This window comes from Pseudomonas sp. SIMBA_041, assembly GCF_046535095.1.
GTDB lineage: Bacteria > Pseudomonadota > Gammaproteobacteria > Pseudomonadales > Pseudomonadaceae > Aquipseudomonas > Aquipseudomonas mucoides.
The window spans coordinates 49,734-70,185 of sequence record NZ_JAWRXJ010000010.1 but is presented as its reverse complement, the minus strand read 5'-3'; the positions used below and the strand labels follow the sequence as shown (position 1 = coordinate 70,185).

At 57.8% G+C, this 20,452-nt stretch carries 16 protein-coding genes; 4 read left to right on the top strand and 12 right to left on the bottom strand.

The annotated features are described in order from the left end of the window. Positions 1 to 83: 83 nt before the first annotated feature. Entirely contained in the window at positions 84 to 944 is an 861-nt protein-coding gene (locus SB725_RS23085; protein WP_410922624.1) for an HNH endonuclease, read from the bottom strand. 322 nt (positions 945 to 1,266) lie between these two features. Between SB725_RS23085 and SB725_RS23080 the strand changes: the two genes are divergently transcribed. Together SB725_RS23080 and SB725_RS23075 are read left to right on the top strand one after the other, a co-directional pair. After that, a complete protein-coding gene (locus SB725_RS23080) occupies positions 1,267 to 2,385 on the top strand; it encodes a protein kinase domain-containing protein (RefSeq protein WP_410922623.1) in 1,119 nt (372 codons plus the stop codon). A 595-nt stretch (positions 2,386 to 2,980) separates the two neighbouring features. After that, the gene (locus SB725_RS23075) at positions 2,981 to 3,184 is read left to right on the top strand and encodes a hypothetical protein (RefSeq protein ID WP_410922622.1); all 204 of its coding nucleotides are present in this window, start codon (positions 2,981 to 2,983) and stop codon (positions 3,182 to 3,184) included. 157 nt (positions 3,185 to 3,341) lie between these two features. On the opposite strand, the gene SB725_RS23070 is transcribed toward SB725_RS23075, so the two are convergent. From SB725_RS23070 to SB725_RS23030, 9 genes are all read right to left on the bottom strand, one after another. Continuing rightward, on the bottom strand, positions 3,342 to 3,764 hold the full coding sequence (locus SB725_RS23070) for an organic hydroperoxide resistance protein (RefSeq protein ID WP_059181649.1): 423 nt from the start codon (positions 3,762 to 3,764) through the stop codon (positions 3,342 to 3,344). Between the two features lie 135 nt (positions 3,765 to 3,899). Beyond that, entirely contained in the window at positions 3,900 to 5,270 is a 1,371-nt protein-coding gene (gene pelG, locus SB725_RS23065) for an exopolysaccharide Pel transporter PelG (RefSeq protein ID WP_410922621.1), read from the bottom strand. Then, positions 5,271 to 6,785 carry a GT4 family glycosyltransferase PelF gene (pelF, locus tag SB725_RS23060; RefSeq protein ID WP_027924427.1) on the bottom strand — a complete coding sequence of 505 codons (1,515 nt, stop codon included), beginning with the start codon at positions 6,783 to 6,785 and terminating at the stop codon, positions 5,271 to 5,273. It abuts the gene before it with no gap. Then, a complete protein-coding gene (locus SB725_RS23055) occupies positions 6,782 to 7,771 on the bottom strand; it encodes a hypothetical protein (RefSeq protein WP_059181651.1) in 990 nt (329 codons plus the stop codon). Before SB725_RS23055 ends, pelF begins: the two co-directional genes overlap by 4 nt. Next, a complete protein-coding gene (locus tag SB725_RS23050; RefSeq protein ID WP_410922620.1) occupies positions 7,749 to 9,116 on the bottom strand; it encodes a PelD GGDEF domain-containing protein in 1,368 nt (455 codons plus the stop codon). The genes SB725_RS23055 and SB725_RS23050 overlap by 23 nt, the downstream gene beginning before the upstream one ends. Before the next feature lie 5 nt (positions 9,117 to 9,121). After that, positions 9,122 to 9,640: a hypothetical protein gene (locus SB725_RS23045; protein WP_027924424.1), complete on the bottom strand. Its 519-nt coding sequence runs from the start codon at positions 9,638 to 9,640 to the stop codon at positions 9,122 to 9,124. Between the two features lie 28 nt (positions 9,641 to 9,668). Then, complete coding sequence (locus SB725_RS23040; RefSeq protein WP_059181653.1) at positions 9,669 to 13,259, bottom strand: tetratricopeptide repeat protein; 3,591 nt, start codon at positions 13,257 to 13,259, stop codon at positions 9,669 to 9,671. Then, the gene (locus SB725_RS23035; RefSeq protein ID WP_410922619.1) at positions 13,237 to 16,050 is read right to left on the bottom strand and encodes an endo alpha-1,4 polygalactosaminidase; all 2,814 of its coding nucleotides are present in this window, start codon (positions 16,048 to 16,050) and stop codon (positions 13,237 to 13,239) included. The genes SB725_RS23040 and SB725_RS23035 overlap by 23 nt, the downstream gene beginning before the upstream one ends. 63 nt (positions 16,051 to 16,113) lie before the next feature. Continuing rightward, positions 16,114 to 17,046 (bottom strand): NAD-dependent epimerase/dehydratase family protein, encoded by a 933-nt coding sequence (locus SB725_RS23030; protein ID WP_027924421.1) that lies wholly within the window; start codon positions 17,044 to 17,046, stop codon positions 16,114 to 16,116. A gap of 438 nt (positions 17,047 to 17,484) precedes the next feature. Here SB725_RS23030 and SB725_RS23025 point away from each other — a divergent pair, with 438 nt between their 5' ends. Continuing rightward, on the top strand, positions 17,485 to 18,402 hold the full coding sequence (locus SB725_RS23025) for a hypothetical protein (RefSeq protein WP_027924420.1): 918 nt from the start codon (positions 17,485 to 17,487) through the stop codon (positions 18,400 to 18,402). A gap of 69 nt (positions 18,403 to 18,471) precedes the next feature. On the opposite strand, the gene SB725_RS23020 is transcribed toward SB725_RS23025, so the two are convergent. Next, positions 18,472 to 18,612 (bottom strand): antitoxin Xre/MbcA/ParS toxin-binding domain-containing protein, encoded by a 141-nt coding sequence (locus tag SB725_RS23020; RefSeq protein ID WP_410922658.1) that lies wholly within the window; start codon positions 18,610 to 18,612, stop codon positions 18,472 to 18,474. 95 nt (positions 18,613 to 18,707) lie between these two features. After that, the gene (locus SB725_RS23015; RefSeq protein ID WP_410922618.1) at positions 18,708 to 19,424 is read right to left on the bottom strand and encodes an NYN domain-containing protein; all 717 of its coding nucleotides are present in this window, start codon (positions 19,422 to 19,424) and stop codon (positions 18,708 to 18,710) included. 628 nt (positions 19,425 to 20,052) lie between these two features. Between SB725_RS23015 and SB725_RS23010 the strand changes: the two genes are divergently transcribed. Beyond that, positions 20,053 to 20,427, top strand: coding sequence for a DUF6124 family protein (locus SB725_RS23010; RefSeq protein ID WP_410922617.1), 375 nt, complete (start codon positions 20,053 to 20,055; stop codon positions 20,425 to 20,427). The last annotated feature ends 25 nt before the right edge of the window (positions 20,428 to 20,452 follow it).

Below are 20,452 nucleotides of genomic sequence, written 5' to 3'. Positions count from 1 at the left end.
TAAAAGGCAAGACCACCCTGACTAGAAACAACTTGCAAAATAATTTTTTGCAAATCCTTATTTATACCCATTATCAAACCCCTCTAACCGGCAATTATATTTTCTTTTAATTCAATTGCATCTTGAAGTCTTTTACCAAAATCTTTCCGATCAATAGAGTAATGGGCACGACGATGACAATTAGGGCAAAGCGCAGCAACATTTGAAGGTAAATCTGGTCCTTCATCGGCAAGCCGAGTGAGATGATGCACTTCAAGAAACCCCCGTCCATCTAAACGAGTGAAAGGAGCCACAGACCCGCACGCTTCGCATTGCCCATTTGATCTAAGCGATGCATATAGGTGAACTGCGGCACTTCTAGACCTATATTCCGCAAGATTTATCCGAGGCTCGACTCTACTGGAGTTCAACGACAATAGTCGATGCTGCATCTCCCTCAAATCACTGGATGAGTCTAGAGCCAGATCATTTTGCTCACTATAATAATTATACTTCTCTTCACCAACCGGCAAAAGGCGAAAACGCCATAACTTATCACCCTGACGACTGCCATTAATGGGCACAAACTGTTCAAAACCTGACACATTAAACTGCCCACAATAGGAAAACAATTTCCCATAAGTTCCTCGATCGGCCACTTCTTTCGCTGTGGGTTCTCTTGTCGTGAAGAGCAGAACTGAAAAATTTCCAGAAGAGAGCTTGGAGTTCGCGGCGTTCCTCAAAGATTGATCACCTGTACGCCCTTGGCCAAAATACCACCAAGTACCATCAGAGATTCGCTCATCCGAGTAACCAGCTTTCTTACCGCCTCGGCCTCCTGATGTACAAATAAGACACCCTTGCTCCTCCCTCCCCCAAAGAACACCTGACTGCGTTTGCCCACTACCGAGAAACTCAAGTAAGCGGGATCTTTCATACTCTTCACCAATAACAAAGGGGGACATTTTCACTCCAGAACCACGCATCAGGCTATATAGACATACGCGAAGACAGAGTTGAACTATAGAGGAAATATCAATACGCCACCACGGAATGCTCAGCATCTTCCTGAAAGCGAGAAAATGAGAAAATGAGAAAATGAGAAAATGAGAAAATAGGGCTTAGCCAAGTCATGTCGCGTCGCTTCAGAAAAATTGATACAACTAATCATGGACGAGTCCAATTTCGGTCCATGCCAGCTCCTCGGATACCGATCTGGCGCGATAGCCCCAGTACTGGCTCTAGGCTATTATCCGTGCCCTTATTGACAGGCTGGCAGGGATTCGCATGAACGCAGCAGCACATTTTCGTAAACAGGACATCTATGCGGAGTTTCCGGAAATCGCCACCCGATACACGCTTGAGGGAGATGCAGCAATCGGCGAGGACAGCGGTTTTGGTTCGGTTTGGCGAGCTCACGACAAATGGGTTGGCTCATCAGTAGCCATCAAAATTAGTGAACATAATTTGTCAGACGAGGTTAGGCTTTGCCGGGAAATTGACGGTGAAACCGCCCGTGTATTTGATTTCTATAAGGGCGTGAGCGGCTGGGAAGCATACGCCATGGAGCACCTCAAAGATCCATGGGTGACTCTCTCCAAATTGATAGGAAAACGTCGATACAAATCCTCAGATATACAATTCTATCTAGAATGTTTCGAGATTCTCCGTGCGATACTTCACGGCTTAAGCTCCTTGCACGGAAGGCCGTACCAGCGGGGCAATCGAGTCGTTCACGCAGATATAAAGCCTGCGAATCTTTTTCTTCTTAACAAAAAAAAGCAGCGGCCTCATACCGTTTTTCGAATGCCCGCCTATGTCGACATGATCAAAATCATCGACCTAGGTGTAAGCACCTATACGGGAGGAGCCCCGCGTGGTTACACACCCCAATACCGTCCTCCACAGATGCAAACGGTAGGGCCCGGCTTCGATCTATATGCGGTTGCGGTAACGTTCGTCGAGTTGGTGACTGGGCACAGACCGGAGCACGAAGACTTGGCTAATCCATCAGCTATTCGAAAGGCTGTTGCCATACGCCCTTCAGGCGCTTTCTACATCGATGACTTAGTCGTAGAGCTCGCCAAACGCTGCAAAAATGCGGCAACACAGCGCACACACACGGCAGAGAAGCTGATCGAGTATCTTGACTCGAAGCTCTTCGACAAAGAGCCGTTGAGCCTAATCTGTTTACGCGCTCTGGTAAAAGCAAAGGTGACCTCCGGTACCAGATCTGAACTTTCAGATGCGATATATCCGGCCATAGCCAAATACTGGGGATGGAAGAAAACCTCGCGAAAACGTGAAGCGCTCACCGACGGCTTCGTATCAAGCTTGCTTGAGGAAGGTTTTTTGAAAAAAAGCCCTGGTACTAGAAAACTAGTTGTGGCCACTGGCGCCGTATAAGCACGTCCTAATCCAATGTCGCTCATGGCTCTCAGTTTAAAAAGAGCCGAAGCTTTGGGGAGCCTCCTGTGGGGGCTTCTAAAGCGGGTGCTGAAAACAGACTGACGACCTCTGTCCGCAGACCGAGCTGGGGGGACAAACGGGGGGACAAAATTATAAACTCTCACTAAACCCAACAAAATAAAGAGAAATATCACCAATAATGCCGCCCACAAGCCGAGCTAACCTAAAACCGATTAGCTAAAGCAGGAGGGGTTATTAGCAGAGCCCAACGTTAGAAAGGTATTAGATCGAGTCATCCAGATCAGAGTGAACATCATCGGCTCGGTCGAGCTCTCCTCAGAGCATCACAAAGGGACACGGTATTCCAATATGTATTCCAAGAAAAAAATAAAATCATAAAAACCTCTATAAATCAGTTAGTTATAGATTCAATTCAGATCACCCCGGCCCACCAAATCCGAAGCAAAACAAAACCCGCCAAGTGCGGGTTTTGTTGCATCTGGGGGTTGGTATGTTGCAGCTCCCATTCCTCGGGTTGCGGGGTTCAACACAATCAGGCCTATGCTGTCGTCCTAATCCCAAGGATGGCGCCATGAAATTCAAAACACTGATTGTCGTGTTAACCCTCTCCCTGACGTCCGGCTGTGCGTACTACAACGACCGCACCACCGACACCAGCAAGAACGGACGGATTGCCTGTGATGCCGAGCCAGCCAATCAGCGGGGGTGTTACACGAAGCAGTCGAAGGACTGGAATTGGAGTGGGTTGAAGTTTGGGGTTGGGGCTTCGAACTAGGCTCTGAACCCCGAGGTGTTCGCCACACCGCTGACCCCTTGTAGGCGTGAGCCTGCTCGCGACGGCCGTGTGTCAGTCACCCTCCTTTTTGAATGTACGATGGCTATCGCGAGCAGGCTCACTCCTACAAAAAGCAAATCCGGTGTGAGGCCAGGATCTACACCACTTTCAGCTCAACCGAAACATGTCCCCGCGTCATCCGTGAATACGGGCACATTTGATGCGCAGCGTCGGCCAGCTCACGCTTCACCCCATCTTCCAGCCCGGGAATGTTGACGTTCAACCTGACCGCCAACTGAAAATCCCCACCACTGGTTTTACCCAGATCCACCTCGGCATCCACCGACGTGTCTTCCGGCAATTTGATTTTCATCTTGCCCGCCGCCACCTGGATCGCGCCGATAAAACACGCCGAATAGCCCAGCGCAAACAGTTGCTCCGGGTTGGTGCCGGGCTTGCCCGAGCCGGGGGAGCTGAAGGTGACGTCGAGTTCGCCATCGCTGGACTTGCCGGTGCCGGTGCGGCCGCCGACGGTGTGGGTTTTTGCGGTGTACAGAACGGTTTCCAGTGCAGTACTCATGGCCGTGACTCCTGAAGGGAAGCGACAGAGTAGGCAAGCCTAGCAGCGCAGCGTCCGCGCATCGGTGACGTTGGTCGGATGAAAAAAAGGCACTGAGCGATGATCGCCAGTGCCTTTTTTGTGCCTGAAAAACTGTTAGCGCGATAGCATGAACGTGTCGTACTCCAGATCTTCCAGCGCCGTGGTCAGCCGGTGTAAGCCCAGCAATACACAGATCAGCAGCGACAGCGTAAACCCGTATCCGAAGAAGCTCGGGCCGAGGTACATGCTGAACAGCGTCAGCATCGCGTTCAACACCGCGAACAGCACGCACAATTCCAGCACCACGGTGCGTTTGTCCAGATAGAAGAACACGTTGAGCAACGCCATGAACACCACTTGAATGCTCACGCCGATCAGGTCGATGTAGAACAGCGGCAGGTAGTAACTGGAGATACCCAGCCAATCGAGCAAGCGCGGCGCGAACAGGAATAACAGCACCGCCGTCAGGCCCTGGACCTTGCAGATTTCCAGCAAGCCCTGGCGGATCGACAAGGTCATTTCGGTTTTCAGCTGACCGATGTGCTGCAAGGTTTCGCCTTCGCGGATTGCCCGGAACAGACGGTCGTACCACTCGGCAAAATCGGTTTCGATGCGCACCAGAAACACCGCCATGCCAGGGATGATCGCCAGGTACGCGAGGAAAATCGGCAAGTCGTACAGGATCGACGCGCGCAGCGGGCCAACGATTGCGTTGGAGGTGCCGGGGTTGAACCAGAACATGAATTTGTCGATCCAGATGCCCAGGTTGTAGAAGAAACCGGTGGCCAGCAGGCTGAGGAAAACGTTGCGCCGTGCGAGGAAATCGAAGGCGATGAGTTTCTCGGCCCGGTACTCGCGCAAGATGTCGTAGAGGAACAGGAACAGCAGCGTGCTGTGCCCGATCAACAGCGCCAGCAGCAAGCCCGGCATCTGCAGAAAGCTCAGCAGGTAAGCACTCGCTAGCATCAGCGTGTAACCCACCAACATCACCAGCAAGATGCGGTTATAGGCCTTCATCCCCGAGAGGAAGATGATCACCAGCCACAAGTTGCACAGCACCACAAAGTTGGCCAACACCAACACGCGGTAGATCAGCGGCTGGTCGAACAACAGACCCAGTACGATGATACCCAGCAGCCCCGCGCCCAAGGTGACCAGCAACAACACGCCCAACAGGTTGGGCAGGATCTGATCGTACTTGTGCTCGAACAACCGGTCGGACACGAAGCGGGTGAAGAACAACTGCAGGCCGCCCGTGAGGATCAGCGAGGTGGCCATCAGGTACGTCACCGTCACCAGAAACTGCCCGACCAAGGCGTTCGGCAGCAGCAAGCCGATACTGATGATCCCCACCAGCATCACGCTGATGATCGACAACACCCACGGCCCGGAGCTGATCAGCCCCGCGTAGACGTAGGCGTGCAACGTCGCGGTGTAGGAATCACGCGAAAGGATTTTTCGCAGTTCGAAGCCAATCCCGGCCATTTAACTGTTCTCCATGGCAGCTTGATACAAGTCGCGATAACGCTGCAGCATCAAGGCTTCGGTGTAGTAACGAGTGACCCGCAACAAGCCGCTGGCCTGAGCGGCCTGCCAGCGTTGCGGGCTGCGCAGCAGTTCGAGGATCGCCGCGCTGGTGGCTTGCGGGTCGGCAATCGCCACCACTTTGCCGGCGTGCCCGAGGTCACGGTCTTCGGCGCTGCCGCCTTCGATCAACTCACGGCACGAGCCGACGTCGCTGCTGACCACCGGCGTACCGGCGGCCCAGGCTTCAAGGATCACCAGCGGTTGCGCCTCGCTGATCGAGGTCAGCACCATCAGGCCGAGTTTCGGCAAGATCTCCTGAATGCGCTGGAAGCCGAGGAAATGCACCTTGCCCTCCAGGCCCAGGCTGGCCATCAGGCTGCGGCATTCGCTGACGTATTCCGGGTCTTCCTCTTCCGGGCCGACGATCCAGCCCTCGGCGTGCGGCATGGCGCTGATCACGCCGCGCATGGCACGCAGAAAGGTTTTGACGTCCTTGATCGGCACCACACGGCCGATCAGGCCGACGACCGGCGCAATGCCGTGGGCGCGGGATTCCAGCGCGGCGGTCCACACCGGCAGGTCGATACCGTTCGGAATCACCTGGGTGCGGGACGCCATGGCGCCGTCCTTGATCTGCCGCTGACGGTTGCCGTCGTACAGCGCGATGATGTTGTCAGCGCTGTTGTACGTCAGCTGGCCGATGCGCTCGAAGAAGCGTACCCACAAGGTGCGGATATAGCCCGAACCGGCATCAAGGCTGCGGTTCAGCGCCTGGCCGGAACTCTCGGCGATCCAGCTGGCCTGGGCCAGGTCGATCTTGCGTTCCTTGGTGTAGATGCCGTGCTCGCTGAGCAAATAGGTGCAGTTCCAGCGTTGCTTGAGGATGCACCCGAGAAAACCCGCGTAGCCGGTGGAAATCGAATGCAGCACCCGCGCTTTCGGCATCCGTCGTGCGGCTTCTGCGAGCATCAGCAACGGCGACTGCATCGAGCGCAGGGTCCAGAAATAATTGACGAAGGACGGGTCGGCGCAATGCTGGCGGTAGCCTTCGCTCAGGGTTTCCCAACTGGCGCGGCTGCGCAGCACATCGTCGAGGGTCATGTGGCCCTGGGCGATGCAGTCGAGCAAGCGTTCGCCCATGTCGAGGTCAGGCGCGTCCGGGTGATGCAGGAAGCGATACAAGTCCTGAAGTTGCTGTTGGTCAGCCTCGCGCGGATCGCCCAGCGTCTTGGTCGGATGCGTGGCATCTTCGAGGAACACTTCTTCGATGTGCAGCACGTTGGCCGGCACGTCATAGCGGCGCGCCGAATACGCCTGACGCTGCCCGCCGATGAACATCACCGAAAAGGTCAGTTCCGGCAGGCCGAGGATCATCTGGTGAATCCAGCTGGAAACGCCGCCACGCACGTAAGGCCAGGTGCCTTCGAGCAGCAGGCAGATGTCGGCAACAGGTGCCTGTTCCTTGTGACTCATGTCCAGCTCCTGACCAATGCAGCGAACGGTGGCCGCTGACGGGTTTCCTCGGGAAGCCGCGCGAGCAGTCCGGGAATTTCGTGATAACGACCGGCCTCGAAGGCCAGTTCTGCATGGAACGGCAGCACCTGCGCTGCGCCCATGCCATTCTCCTGGGCCTGACGGAGCAGCACTTCAGCGCGCTCGATGTCGCCACGCTCCAGCGCGATGCGCCCGGCCAGCAGAAACAACTCACCGCCCTCGCCTGCTTCCAGGCCCAGTTCGGCATGTTCGCTGGCTTGATTGAGTACGTGATCCAGCACACTGCCTTGCGCCAGCCCCAGATACGCCAGCTCCCAATACCAGCGCGCCAACCGGCCATGCAGCGCACCCGCCGCTTTGGCGTTGGCGTCGGGCAGTTCGCCGAGGGCGATCTGGATGTGCAGGTTGATGTCGCTTTCCTGCTTGTCGAGCATCGAGTACGCCAGCAAGCGCACGTCGTCGCTCGGGTCGGCCAGCGCCAGTTTGAGGATCGGCACGGCTTCTTTGCCGGGCATGCGTCGGGTGGCCAGCAATGCGGCCAGACGCTGGTCCGGATCGGGCGCATGACGCAACACGTCCTGCAAACCGCCATCGGCAAATACCGGTTTATGCAATTGCAGTTGCGCCCGATACGGCAGCTTCGGAATGCCTACCGCTTGCCATGCCTGCTTGTCGCGTTTGCGCGGCAGGTACAGCGCCGGGAAAATCGCCGCGACCACACCGACCGCCCCGAGTACCGGCACAAAGAACGCCAGGCTGAAGATGAACAGTGGGCTCCACGGCAGCGGCGAGCGGTAACGCGCCGGCAACAGCAACCACACCGCCGCGCACAACATCACGCAGGCCAGGCCATGGCTCAAGGTGAACACCAGCAATTGTCGTAACTCGGGCGCCGGGAGCCACAAGCTGGCCCAACTGCCCGCCTCTAACAACAAGGCTCCGCTAAACAGCCACTTGCTGATCATTCAGGCCACACTCGTTGAACAGGAAATTACGCAGCCCGTTGCGTTCACAGCCAGGCTCCAGGTTGAACGGCAACACACGCACGCCAAGGCTTTCCAGGCTGCTTTCGATACCAAAGTGCTCGTGCAGCAACAGGTTGATTCGGGCAAGATACCCTTCGCTGCCTTGCGGACTGGTCAATGGCAGCAGCACCAGCAACAACGAATGATCGCGGTCGTTACGCAGCGACAATTGCAGATCGAGACCGCGCTGGCTGCGCTCAAACAAACGCGCCAGCTCATCGTTGGGACGGGTCATTTCAAAGGCAAACAGGCCGGCCGCCAGCTTGTGCTGCTCAACATCCAGCAGCGAGCGCTTGAGTTGCAGCGTGAAGTGCTGCGCATCGGCGTCGGCCAGTAGCAGCACTTGCGGGTCGCGGCGCAGCAGGTCGGCGATGTGTCCGGCGAGCAAGGCCAACAGGCTCAACGTACGATCCTGAAACGCGAAGAACGGCATCTGCCGCACCGCCAGAATCGCCAGCAAGCGACCTTCGGCATCGATCAGCGGAATGCACGCCTGCAACGACGAGAACTGCGCCGAACTGCCGGCATCGATCAATTCCTGACGCACGCTGACCAGCTCGCCACGCTCAAGGCACAGCTTGACCAGACCGTCTTCGGTGCCCAACGGCCCCATGATGCCGATGGTCGCCAAGGCTTCGGGCAAGACGTTTTCTTCACGCTCGTCGACGCGGTACAAACCGGCTACGCGCAACGCGCCGTACTGACCGAGCATGGTCACGATCGGGTCGGCCAGCGCGGCCAGTGCATCACCTTCTTCCGGCATCACGCGGAGCTTGTCGCGCAAGCCCAGCAAGGAGCTGCGCAAACTCTGATCGCTGCCCGCCACGCGCTGCTCCAGCAGGTCGTGGGAGACCCGCAGAATCTGGTGTGCACGGGTGAATTCGTCGAGACGGTACTGGCGGTAATCGTTGGCCATCTGCAGACGCTGCAAGCGCCGTTCCCACAGATCGCGAACCTCGCCCACCAGCATGCCGCTGACCAGCACGCCGACGATGAACGACGGATCGAGCTGCTCGTAGCCTTCATGCCCGACATAGCGCAGGGCGAACATCGCCATCACCAGCAGACTGGCGCTGACCAGGCCGCGCACAAAACCGTAGCGCACACCGAGCAGCAATGGCGCCAACACCGGCCAGGGGAAACCGGCGTGCATTTGCAGTGGGTCCTGCGGGGTCAGCCACAAGCCGAGGCCGACGGCCCCGCCGGTCACCAACAGCGTTTCCAGCCAGGACACCGGGCCGCTGGCACGCGGCGCGAGGCTGTAATCCATGTGAGGAGAATTCATTGCATTCACTCGAACCGAAGGGCGCCAACAAGTGTGTCGAGCACCGTTTGCGCGGTGCCGGCGAGGCTTTCACGGGACCAACCGGCGCGCGCACCGCTTTTGCTCCAGAGCACACGACCGCTGCTGGCTTCGAGCACGCGCAGGCTGATGCCCACCGCCGGTTCGCCGTCCAGACCGTTCTTGTACTGCCACTCTTCAACGCTGCCGGAGACCACGTAATCGAGCTTCTGATCCCGGGCCCAATCGAGGGCGCCGGCCAGGCGTTCGTTGTCGTCCATCAGCGCTTGTTCGCCCTGGGTACTGGCCGGGTAAACCCGTGGTTGCAGACCGTGGCTGCTGAGCACGCTGAGCAGAATTTGCTCACTGCGCTCGCCGGCCTGCGGGGTCTGCGAATAGTTGACCATCGGCACCACGCCCCACTTCGCAGTACGCGGCAGATTGGGGCTGGTGTCGCCGGTGAAGCTGGCGCAACCGGCGACGAACAGGACTGCCAGAGCCAGGCTCAGATTACGAATTGCTTGCATCAGTTTTTCTCCCGTAAACATTTCATGATCAGCGTCCGAATCGCACGCCGTAGCTCACACCCAGTGTTCCGCCCGCCTGACCATCCCCGCCTTGTGGCGCGGATTGGTAGCCGAAGGTCAGGGCCAATTCGTCATCGCCCAGCACTTCGACGCCGATCCCGGTGTTGATGCCGTAGTTGAAGGTTTGATCCAGCCATTGCCAGCCCGCCGTGACGTCCACCAGCCAGGTGTATTGCGGACGAGTGCGCACCAGCGCGCCCGGCAAACCGCGACGCCAGGAGCTGCCGACATAGAGTTGGCCGTAACGGCTTTGCAGCAAATCTTCGGCCGTGACGACCGCTGGATCATCCGAGTTATCAACGCTTTTCACCGGGCCGCCGTTGGCGCTGGACAGGTAATCCAGGGTGCGGTCCTTGACGTTGTTGTGCTGATAATCGACACCGCTGCGCACGGTCCAATTAGGCCCGGCGAACTCCAGCGTGTGGTTGTATTCCATCTTCAGCGCCTGGCCGTTACCCAGGGAATCGCCCGCACGGGTGGAGAAGGATTTCTGCGCCACTTCCCAACTGATCTGATCCCGCGCCGACAAGCCGTGACGACCGCCGAGCCACAGGCTGTCGTGTTGGCCGAAAGCGCGCATCAAGCCGCTGTCTTCGCTCTTGCGATTCCAGTCCAGGCCCGCCTCGATCTGGTCACTGACGTCCAGCTGCCAGATCCGCGACAGGCCCAGGCCATTGCGGTCGTCGTCCTTGCGCTGACTGGTGTCGGCGAACAACTTGTAACTGCCGTCCTCGACGAAACGCTGCAAGGTCAGGCCGGCGTTATTCTCGTCGCCCATGCGCGATTCAATCAGTTGGTCGCTGTTGTACGTGCCCTGCTCCAGCTCAAGGTTGGCGTACCACTGATCGCCCAGGTTGTGCGCCACTTGCAGGCGCGGGCCGTTGAATTCCAGGCCGCCGAAATCCTGTTGATGCCAGGACAACTGCGCGCCTTGCGGCGTCAATTCCTGAAGTTCCACGGCTTGGCGACGCAATTGCTCACGTACCGCGGCCGGTTGATCGTCACCCAATGCGGATTCGTTAAGGTCGAGGGCTTCGGCGTATCGGCCAAGACGACTGAGGGCCTGCGCACGTTGCGCCGGGTTCAGGTCGTTGCTGGCCAACAGGGTTTCGACCTGCTGCTTGTTGCGGCTGCGCAAGGCTTGCTGAATCTCTTCATAGCGCTCGACCTTCAAGCCCTGGCTGCGCGCCCAATCCAGCCACTGGTCTTTCTGCGATTCCTGGTTCGTCGCGTCGAGACGCGCCAGCAACCGTTCAAACCACAATTGCAGCATCGCCGGCGAACCGTCCTTCCACTGCGCGACTTCATTCGCTGCTTTGCCCGGCGAATAGCTGCTGGCCATGAGACGCAACCAGATCGCATAACGCTGGGAAGACGGTTTGATCTCTTCACCCTCAGGGCTGCGCAGCAACTTCAGGCGCAGGCGTTGGGCCGCATCGCGATAACCGGCGCTTTCGAGGGCATCGGCATACGCCGCACGCACCAGCCAATCCTGCGGACTGGTCTTGAGGTACAGGCGATACCAGGCCAACGCTTCGCTTTCACGACCGAGCAACTGGCTGGCACTGGCGAACGGCAGCCACAGAATCCGGTCTTGCCGCGCTTGCGGGCGCCATTCAGTCAGCAACGGTTTCAGCGCGGTGGTATTGCCCTGATCGATGTAGAGCCACATCAGGCGTTCGCGGAACAGGTTGTCATCCGGGAAACGCGACAGTCCCAACTGATACAAGCGCTGTGCTTCCTCGGTTTGTCCCTGCTGCACCGCCAAAGCACCGCGAATCGCCAATACCTGCGCCTGCTCGTTGGCGTCCGGGTATTGCTCGGCACTCTTGAGCAGGGCGGCGACTTGCGGCCAGTCCTGCAAGTCCTGAGCTTGCTGCAAGGCCTCGACCAGACGCAGCGGATCATGCACGCGCTGCCAACTGCCGACCATCATGGTCAGGGCGCGTTTTGGATCGCTGGTGCGGTACATCGTGATCAGCTGACTTTCGTCGCCACTGTTGAGCGAACCGCGCAGGGCGAGGAGTTTTTCCAGAGACGCTTGCAGCTCGTCGTCGAGTTCCAGAGCCCAGGCCAGCGAGGCTCGCAGACTCCAATATTCCTCGTCGGTGATCTTGCGGTTATCGATCTGCACCACGCCCCAGGCCGACTGATTATCAAACAGCTTCAAGTAGGTGTTGGCCCAATCGATGCGCTCGGAGGTGGTCAGTGCAAAACGTTTCGAGTAGCTCTTGTAAGTCTCGGCCTTGTGCGCGTACTGCCCGGTGTTTTCCAGGTTCTGCACCAGACGCGTCCACGCCAGGCGATGGGTCGGGTACTTGTTCAGGTAAGCGCGCAACCAGGCTTCGGCTTCGGTCGGCGTGCCGCGTGATTCGTGGCCGTAGATCAGCGCATCAAGTTCGACGTCAGTCAGCGCACGCTGCTGCATGATGTCGGCGAGCAAAGGAATCGCCTGATCGAAGTCGTACTGCTGGCTCGCCAGACGCCACGCGTGTTCGCGGGTTTGCGGGTCTTCGTGCAGTTTCAGCAAGCGAATCCAATAGGCCAGGGCCGCCTGACCGTCGCCACGCCATTCGCCCAGATGGGCCATTTGCTCGAGCAAGGCCAAGTCATCCGGGTGTTCGGCCACGAGCTGCTCACCGCTTTCCCAGGCACCGGCCAGATCGCCAAGCGCCAGGCGCATGCCGAATTCCTTCCTGAGGATTTGCGCGTTGTCGGGTTGCAAGACTCGCCACTGATCAACGAATCGCTGCGCCAGATCGAAGCGCTGGCTGCCGACGGCGACATCGACGCCCTGCTCCAGCCACACCGCATCATTTTGCGGATCCTTGAGCTGATCCAATTCATCCGCGAGCACCTGCACGGCCTGGTCCCCGTGACCGGCGGCCAACAGGCTGTTGAAGGCCAGTTGTGCGTATTCACGACGCTCGGAGCCTTTACTGTCCTTTTTCAGTTGCAGATAAATCTCGGCAGCGCGATCCGGTTTCTCACCGGCCAGATACCACTGCGCGGCGGACTTGAGCGACTCGATGCGCTGCGCCGGATCGCGCCCGGCAATTTCTTCGTAGACGCTGGCGGCGAACGCCGGTGCCTGAAGGGTCAGCGCCAGCTTGGCCAGGTTCTGCAATTGCGGCAGCGGCAGCATGCTGTGATCGAAGCCTTGCAGGCGTTCGATCAACGCCTTCTGCGCGACCGGATCGTCAGCCTTCGCCGCTTCCAGCGCGTCCAGTTCCAGCCGGTAATACGCCTGCAACCCAAGCTCCGGCTTCGGCCAACTCTCAAGGTGCTGACGCGCCTTGGTGTAGTCGCCGAGACGAATCAACAGGTCGACCAATTGCAGTCGCAAGTGATCGTCGTCCGGGTGCGCCGACAACAGCAGTTCGGCGTAATTGGCCGACACCGCATCCGGTTCACGACCATCGGGCTGGAACACTTCTTCGCGCTGGAACGTCAGCCAAAGGATGCCGCCGACCGCCACGGCCACCACCGCCAATGTCCACGGATTGAGCAGGCGGCTGCTTTTAGTGGCTGAAGACTTAGTTGCAGAAGAGCTGACCATGACTCACCTGCTTCATTGGTAATTGAAAAGTCCACAGGCCGGCGGATGCCTTGCCTGCAAAACGTTGTCCGTCCACTTCAACCCGGCATGTGCCCGAGGCGCGCACGGAGAAGGTCAGGTCGACCTGCCCGGCAAACGAAAAGTCCACCTGGCGCTCATCCACGTAACGCCAGTCCACCAGCGGCAGATTGGCGTCCTCCAGTGCCGGTCTTTCATCCCGATCGGGACGCAATACGAGCAATGCATGGTCGCTGCTCAAGGCCACGTAACGGCCTTGCGGCAAGTCGCGAACACCGGCAACGCCTTGCGAGCGCATCAGGTCCGGCCAGCCCATTTGCGGGTCGAGCCGCACAGTACGCAGTGCGTCGAGCCCACGAATTTGCCAGGCGCCGTCAGCGGTGCGCGCCATGCTCACTTGATACAAACCGTGCAAACGATCGAGGTAATCGCTCATCCACAGCGACATCGGCTGCTGCGTTTTCATGTAGCCGTAGATCTCGCCCATGGCCTTGATCGAGGCCTGCTTGGTGCTCGAGTAGAAGTGGTAATACAGGTGCAAGCCGCGCATACGTCGCGGGCTGTCGGTGAGTTCGAAGGTGTCGATCACATCGCGGAAGCCGTAGTACGGGCCTTTCCACAGGTTGGTGTAGAGGTTCTCGTTGATGATCGGCGCGTAGTACTGCAAACCGCCTTCGGTGGGACGCAGCAACGGGTTCAAACCGGTCAGCGACGGGTTGGCCTTGGTCATCATGGTCTCGGCGCCATTGACGTTTTTCAGGCCGGCGTCGTAAGCCAGTTTGATCGTGGCGGCCGACGGCAACGCATCGCCCGGCCAGAACACCATCTTCACCGGTTTTTCCGGGGTGGTGAGGTGCTGGTTGATGTAGTCGCGCGAGCCAAAAATTTCGCGACGGAAATCAATTTTGTCGTAGCCCGGAATGGCCATTTTCAAGCCGTATTCCGGATGGAAATTTTCACGCTGCTTGGCCAGTTCAGGCTGCAGAAAAAACGGATGGCTGAAGGTGTGCGTGGCGACTTCGACTTTCGGGTCGGCGAACAACTCACGGGCAATCGGCTCCAGCTCGCGGGCGAGAAACGGGAACATCCCGCGTGGCGAAATTTCACCTTCGATCACCGACACCGAGGTCAGAAACGGATTGGGACGAATGAAATCGTCGAGCACCTGCTTGCCGGCGTACGGCGTGCCACGTACTTCGGCGCGCGACGGGAAACCATCGCCGTCGATGTGCACGGTGGCGATACGTCGACCGTTTTCAGTGGTGGTGTCCGGGCGCGGTTGCACCGGCAGGCGCAGGCTGGCTTGAAGGAACGCGAACGGGTCGAGAATCCAGCGGCTGCGCTCGTTGTTCGCTTCGAGAATGTACGGCGCAAGCGCCAGTCCGCCCCAGTCGGCGACGGCGACCGGCGCAAAGGTCTGGCCGTCGGCGGCGGTCAGCAGCAACGCGGCTTTCGGGCCTTTGGGCAGCAGGGAAATCGCGGTCAGGTCACGGGATCGGGGCTGCACCGGTGCTTCGAACGCTCCGATCAGCGCCTTGTCCTGATAGGTGATGCTCAACGCTTGGGTGGCGATGGGCGCTTCGCGTGTCAGGCCCAGACGCTTGAGCAGCAACGGGTCCAGAATCGGCAGCCCGGAAAAGAACACCACCGGGACTTGCTCGTCCAGGCGCTTGCCGATCCAGGTGTTGAACGCCGGGGCGTCCTGCGGCGGGCCGCTGGTCATCCAAGTGATGACGCCGGCGTACAAACCGCTGAAGCGGTACTGCGGCAGGGTGTTGTCCACCGGCAGGTAATCCACCCGGTAGCCGAGGTATTCGAGCAAGCCGCCGAGCAGGGTGTGGCCGGCGTTGCGGATCAGGTCGCCTTCGCGCGGATCGAACAGCAGCGCGACCCGGCGCGGCTGGACTTCGATGTTGCTGATGCCCATCGAGTCCAGTTCAGGTGTACCAATGTACGGAATGAACCCTTCTTCGCGCAGACGTTTGGCCAGCTTGCGCGCTTCATCGCGACGTTCCGGCGGCAAATAGTCGATGGCCACCAGCGGGATGCCTTTGGCGCGCAACGGCTGGATCTGGGTTTCCAGCCACGCACGGTCGGCCTCAGGCACCGGGCGATAGCGCTTGGCGGTCGCATCCCAACCGGCATGGATCGACTCGACCGCCACCGCGGCGGCCACACCGTCAAGTTCGGGCAGGACTTCAAAGCCACGGTTGAAAAACAGCTTCAGCGTCGGCTGACGCTGGTGCAATTCGCGCAGAAAACTGGCGAGTGCAAGGCGCTGTGTTTCTCGGTCCGCTTCGGGCTGCAACTGGAAACTGTCGAGGGTGTCGAGGAACAACCCGGCATAGCCTTCGGCCTGCAACATCTTGGCGCGGCCGAACAAATGTTCACGCCACGCCGGCGCTGCCAGGTTCATCACCTGACTGTCCCAGGCGCCGTTGCGCACCGGGCTGACTGCGCCGCCAAGGTGGGCTTTGTCGATGTCAGCCTTGTTGCCGGCGAACTCGCCAATCGACAGGTAAGCGAATGGTTGGCTGCCCAAATCACGCAGGGTTTTCACGTCGCCCTGCCTCATGTGCCCGGGCTCGACCACCGACCAGTCGAACTGTGCGAGCTCCGGGATCGGCGGCTGATCGGCGTACCAGAACGTCACACTAGAGGGCTGTGGCAACGCGGCGGCCTGGGCAGCCGGGCCACTCACGATAAGCGCGATGGCAGCCAACAGCCGTTTGGCGGCCGAGCGGACACGCGTCCTGCGAAAAACGATTTCCATAACGCACTCTTGAGTGTGACTGAGTCGATGCTGATTGAACGTCGTGCCGGGGGACCGGCCGCGTTACAGACTGCGGATTAGCTGCGCCAAACCCTTGCCGATGGTGGTCGGCTCAGGGAGTTTGAAACGCTCGAGCAGGCGAGCGTTGTTGGCACGCGAGTGGCGAATGTCGCCTTGTCGTGGTGCGTGATGAATCACCTTCAACGGGGTGCCGACGACAGTCCCCAATTCGGCGATCAGGTCGTTGAGGCTGGTGGAACGGCTGAGCCCAACGTTGACCGCACCGGGGCTCGGTTCGTTCACTTCCAGGGCCTGGACGAGAATGCTCACCAGGTCTTGGACGTAAACGAAATCGCGGGTCTGCCCACCGTCGCCAAAGATCGCCACCGACTGCTCGGCCATGGCCAGCTTGGTGAAAATGCTGATCACGCCGGAGTACGGCGAAGACGGATCCTGGCGCGGCCCGAAGATATTGAAGAAGCGGAAGATCATCGGTTCCAGGCCGTGTTCGCGGCGATAGAAATCCAGGTAGTACTCACCGGCCAGTTTGTCGGCCGCGTACGGCGTGAGCGGGGATTTCGGCGTGTCTTCGTGAATCGCCGTGCCTTCACCGTTATTGCCGTAAATGGCCGCGCTGGACGCATACACCACGCGCTTGATCCCGGCCTTCGACATGCTCTCGCAGACGTTCAGGGTGCTGACAAAGTTGCTTTGATGAGTGCTGACCGGATCATCCACCGAGGCTTGCACCGAGGCGACCGCCGCCAGGTGAACGACAGCGCTGCAATCGCGCATGGCCTGCTCAACGACAACACCATCCGCCGCATCACCGATGACCAGGTTCAGATTGGCATTGTCCATCGGCAGATTAGCCACTTTGCCGGTCGACAAATTATCCAGCACGCGAACCTTGTAGCCCTTGCCAAGCAACGCTTCAACAAGGTGCGACCCAATAAAACCCGCCCCGCCGGTAACCAGTATTCGCTCGACAAACATGACTTTCTCCCTGAACAGTTGAGCGGATACGAGTGGTTGAATTCCGCCGCTTTTATGGCGCAAGGCCACCAAAACGCGGCCGATAATGGGAGTTCAGAGGGGGACTGTCAATAGTTTGTCTAAACTAACGCCGAACTGGAAAACAGTCATTTATTTGACGGCATTTATTAGATTCAAAGTGTCATGTTATTGCCACGATTGCCCGACAGACTCGTCTAAACCGGGCTTCTACGTCCGGTTACAAACCCTTCTCCCGTCGACGCTGAACTTGCGTCAGTACTTCAATACTTATCGACACAAGCCACTGGACGATGACCGCAGAATCGAGGCGGATCGCGGCGATATCCAGACCGGGCTTTCTGGGCAGATCCAATCGGTTTTCGGCCGAATTGATTCACTGATCTATCCTTTCGCTTCAGCACTTCGCGGAAACTAATCATGAATCGCTGGATTACCGTCGGTCTGTTTTCAATCATCGCTACTTTTGCGCAGGCTGCCTCCGAGGTCGAACCACGTGTCGAGCAGGTTCCTTTTGATAAAGGCAGCGACAGCGCCAGGTTCGACCAATCCATCAAAGGCCCACTCACCGCGCAATACCGCGTCAGCGCAAAAGCAGGCCAGATACTGACCGTCGACCTCAAACCCTCCAACGCATCGGCGTACTTCAACATCGCCACCAAAGGCCAGGACACCGCGCTGTTCAACGGTTCGATCATGGGTAACCACTTCATGGGCCCGTTGCCTGTTGATGGGGTGTACACGGTCCAGGTGTACCTGATGCGCAATGCGGCGCGGCGCAACGAAGTGGCTAATTACAACCTCTCATTGAACCTCAGCCCGGTGACGGACAGCGCCCAGCCGTTTGATCAGACACTCGAGCTGCAAGGCATACGCTTTCAGGTGAAGGGCGAATGGGTCGACGGGAATCCCGTGGTGCGTATCTCGCCGCAAGGGCTGGAAATCGACAACTCGGCGATCACTCGACCACTGACAGGCAACATTGCCCGCGCAGAAGTCGCCGACCTGGATCGCGATGGTTCGCCGGAGATTTACGTGTTCGCCAGAGCACCGGGGCGCGGGATGCCGGGGGAGTTGGTGGCGTATGCGGCTAACCATAAGAAGTCGCTGAGCGAGATTTACCTTCCGCCGGTTAGTGAGAACGCAAAAGTGGCCGAGGGGTATCAGGGGGAAGATGAGTTTGCAGTGGTGGAGAATGCGCTGGTGCGGCGGTTTCCGGTTTATGACAGTGCGGAGGCTGGGGCGGGGAGGACGGGGAAGATGCGGCAGGTTGAGTATCGGTTGGTGGCTGGGGAGGCTGGGTGGGTTTTGAAGGGGGGTGAGGGGACTGAGTTTTGAGAATCCACGCACGCATAGCATTCAAAATGTTTGCACGCATCTTTTCACATGGATAGTTGAGTAATCCCCTCAGTCCGGTTGAAGCTCTATTTCCGAAGCCCGAGTGCCTAGCCAGAGGGTTATGTAATCAATCACTTGTTGGGCACCCTCTTCCGTTTCAACAAGGTCAATTGGACACCTGTTATCAAGATAAGGATTAGGTTGTCCCATCCACTTGAACGCTCGCCCCTTATCTCCTTTTACTGGAATCGCCAACGCCAGGATTTTGTGCAGCAAATCTGGTCGGGCATACCAGGACTCTGGCTTTACCGTCGGTTTCGCCCAAGGATCACGCGGGGTAATTGGCTAGATGCAAGCTCGTCCTTGGTGATGTGTGTCCGGACCCAGTGAGCCAAATTGGCAAGCTCGGTGTTCGGTACACGCTCATGATCCGTTGTTGGAATAACCAGTCCAACTTTCACACGAGAATGTTCGCGAATCATTTTTAAAGCTGGAGCTATGTCCGTGTCATTAGTCACGAAAACCACTTGATCGATAGAGCCTGAAAGGGAGTCGTGATAGGCCTCCAGCGAAATATTTACGTCGCTTTGCTTCTCCTCTATTTTCCAGACAAGCATTTCATGACATTCGCGCGGAGCTCGATTCGGATAATTATCGTCCACCGTTTTTACGATGGTTTTACTCACAGAAAAGTAGCCCTCGATAATTTGAACATCATCGGTATACAGCTTCCTTAATGCAGTGTGATAGCGCGCCTGAGATGAAACAGAGTCGCTACCACGTGCCACGCGCTCCACGATTTTTGCTGTGAAATATTTTATTGATGGAGCAGATGAAAGACTCGATATAAGTGTATCCCCCAGTTCGCACCTCAAAAGAATCGATGGAAGTATGCAGCGCTCAAAAAGAGCCACAATGTCGAGCCACTTATAAGGAGTATTTCGCAGACAACCGTAATACAAGTTATAGCCGTCAATATAGATACGCGTTCGCAGAGGTCCGATCTGCAGATTTTGTTGCATTTCCATGCTCCAGATACGAAAAAACCGACTTTCGTCGGCTTTTTCCCCCATTCTCCAGATGGTCACGCCACGCCGGAGATATGGGTTAGTTGTTGACGCAGACTTTAAGCAGTTAAACCACAATCGTCAATGCCCATTTGATGATCATTGAGAGTTGTCGATCTGCCGAGGCAATGAACAAACATTGAGGTATCCGCTTCCTAGCAGTCAACCGACACACCCTGTAGGAATATAGGTTGGTGAATGTAGTTTGATTCCTCTGACACTTCCAAACCGTATTCCAAGAAACATTCGCTCCCCTGAAAAAATATGTAGTCCAAGTCCTAGGAAACTTCCCGCAACTCGTATCGACCTCCATGAACTGACGGAAGCGGTTCTGCGTCGATAGCCTTCAGATGTCGCTACAAAACAGCGATCGGCTTTGACAGGCTGAAAACCAGTAACTTTCACTCTTCCTGATAAAACGGCATGCTTACGCGTGTGCATTTTTTTCATGGCGGTTGTGCGTGGGGCATCTTCGGATGCACCGGTTTTTGGTTTGCCGGTCTGTCAACCCGCGTACGGCTGCCACCCATCCCTGTTTGACAGCAGGGGCGTGGCGGCTCCTTGAGTAAACCAGAGATAGACCATGAAAAAACACAGCCCCAATCCGCCGGACCCGGCAACAGAAACTGCCGACTTGTCGGCGCTCTCAGACGCCACCGAACGCACCGTCAGTTCTCGCCTGCGCAACCCACAACGCCCCGACCCCATCAGCCACATCTTCACCCTCCTCCCCGACATCGACACTCCCACCCTGCTCGCTCACGCCTGCGAAACCCTCGCCTCGCTCAACGTCATGGCCACCGACCTCGCCTGTGAACTCGAAGGTTCGCGTCGCAACGTGGCACTGGCCATTCAGCAGTTAAGCGTACTGGCGGAGCTGTTGGTCAACCGCGCGCTGGACAACCTGGATCCGCCTGAGGGACTGCCTGAGGTTACGTCTACAAACACTGCTGCTTAGTTGCGTTCTTTTACAAAATGGAGGG

Bases quoted from the DNA above. Each gene is read 5' to 3' on its own strand.
- SB725_RS23085 (WP_410922624.1), bottom strand. From the start codon at position 944: ATGTCCCCCTTTGTTATTGGTGAAGAGTATGAAAGATCCCGCTTACTT.
- SB725_RS23080 (WP_410922623.1), top strand. From the start codon at position 1,267: ATGAACGCAGCAGCACATTTTCGTAAACAGGACATCTATGCGGAGTTT.
- SB725_RS23075 (WP_410922622.1), top strand. From the start codon at position 2,981: ATGAAATTCAAAACACTGATTGTCGTGTTAACCCTCTCCCTGACGTCC.
- SB725_RS23070 (WP_059181649.1), bottom strand. From the start codon at position 3,764: ATGAGTACTGCACTGGAAACCGTTCTGTACACCGCAAAAACCCACACC.
- pelG (WP_410922621.1), bottom strand. From the start codon at position 5,270: ATGGCCGGGATTGGCTTCGAACTGCGAAAAATCCTTTCGCGTGATTCC.
- pelF (WP_027924427.1), bottom strand. From the start codon at position 6,785: ATGAGTCACAAGGAACAGGCACCTGTTGCCGACATCTGCCTGCTGCTC.
- SB725_RS23055 (WP_059181651.1), bottom strand. From the start codon at position 7,771: ATGATCAGCAAGTGGCTGTTTAGCGGAGCCTTGTTGTTAGAGGCGGGC.
- SB725_RS23050 (WP_410922620.1), bottom strand. From the start codon at position 9,116: ATGAATTCTCCTCACATGGATTACAGCCTCGCGCCGCGTGCCAGCGGC.
- SB725_RS23045 (WP_027924424.1), bottom strand. From the start codon at position 9,640: ATGCAAGCAATTCGTAATCTGAGCCTGGCTCTGGCAGTCCTGTTCGTC.
- SB725_RS23040 (WP_059181653.1), bottom strand. From the start codon at position 13,259: ATGGTCAGCTCTTCTGCAACTAAGTCTTCAGCCACTAAAAGCAGCCGC.
- SB725_RS23035 (WP_410922619.1), bottom strand. From the start codon at position 16,050: ATGGAAATCGTTTTTCGCAGGACGCGTGTCCGCTCGGCCGCCAAACGG.
- SB725_RS23030 (WP_027924421.1), bottom strand. From the start codon at position 17,046: ATGTTTGTCGAGCGAATACTGGTTACCGGCGGGGCGGGTTTTATTGGG.
- SB725_RS23025 (WP_027924420.1), top strand. From the start codon at position 17,485: ATGAATCGCTGGATTACCGTCGGTCTGTTTTCAATCATCGCTACTTTT.
- SB725_RS23020 (WP_410922658.1), bottom strand. From the start codon at position 18,612: ATGGGACAACCTAATCCTTATCTTGATAACAGGTGTCCAATTGACCTT.
- SB725_RS23015 (WP_410922618.1), bottom strand. From the start codon at position 19,424: ATGCAACAAAATCTGCAGATCGGACCTCTGCGAACGCGTATCTATATT.
- SB725_RS23010 (WP_410922617.1), top strand. From the start codon at position 20,053: ATGAAAAAACACAGCCCCAATCCGCCGGACCCGGCAACAGAAACTGCC.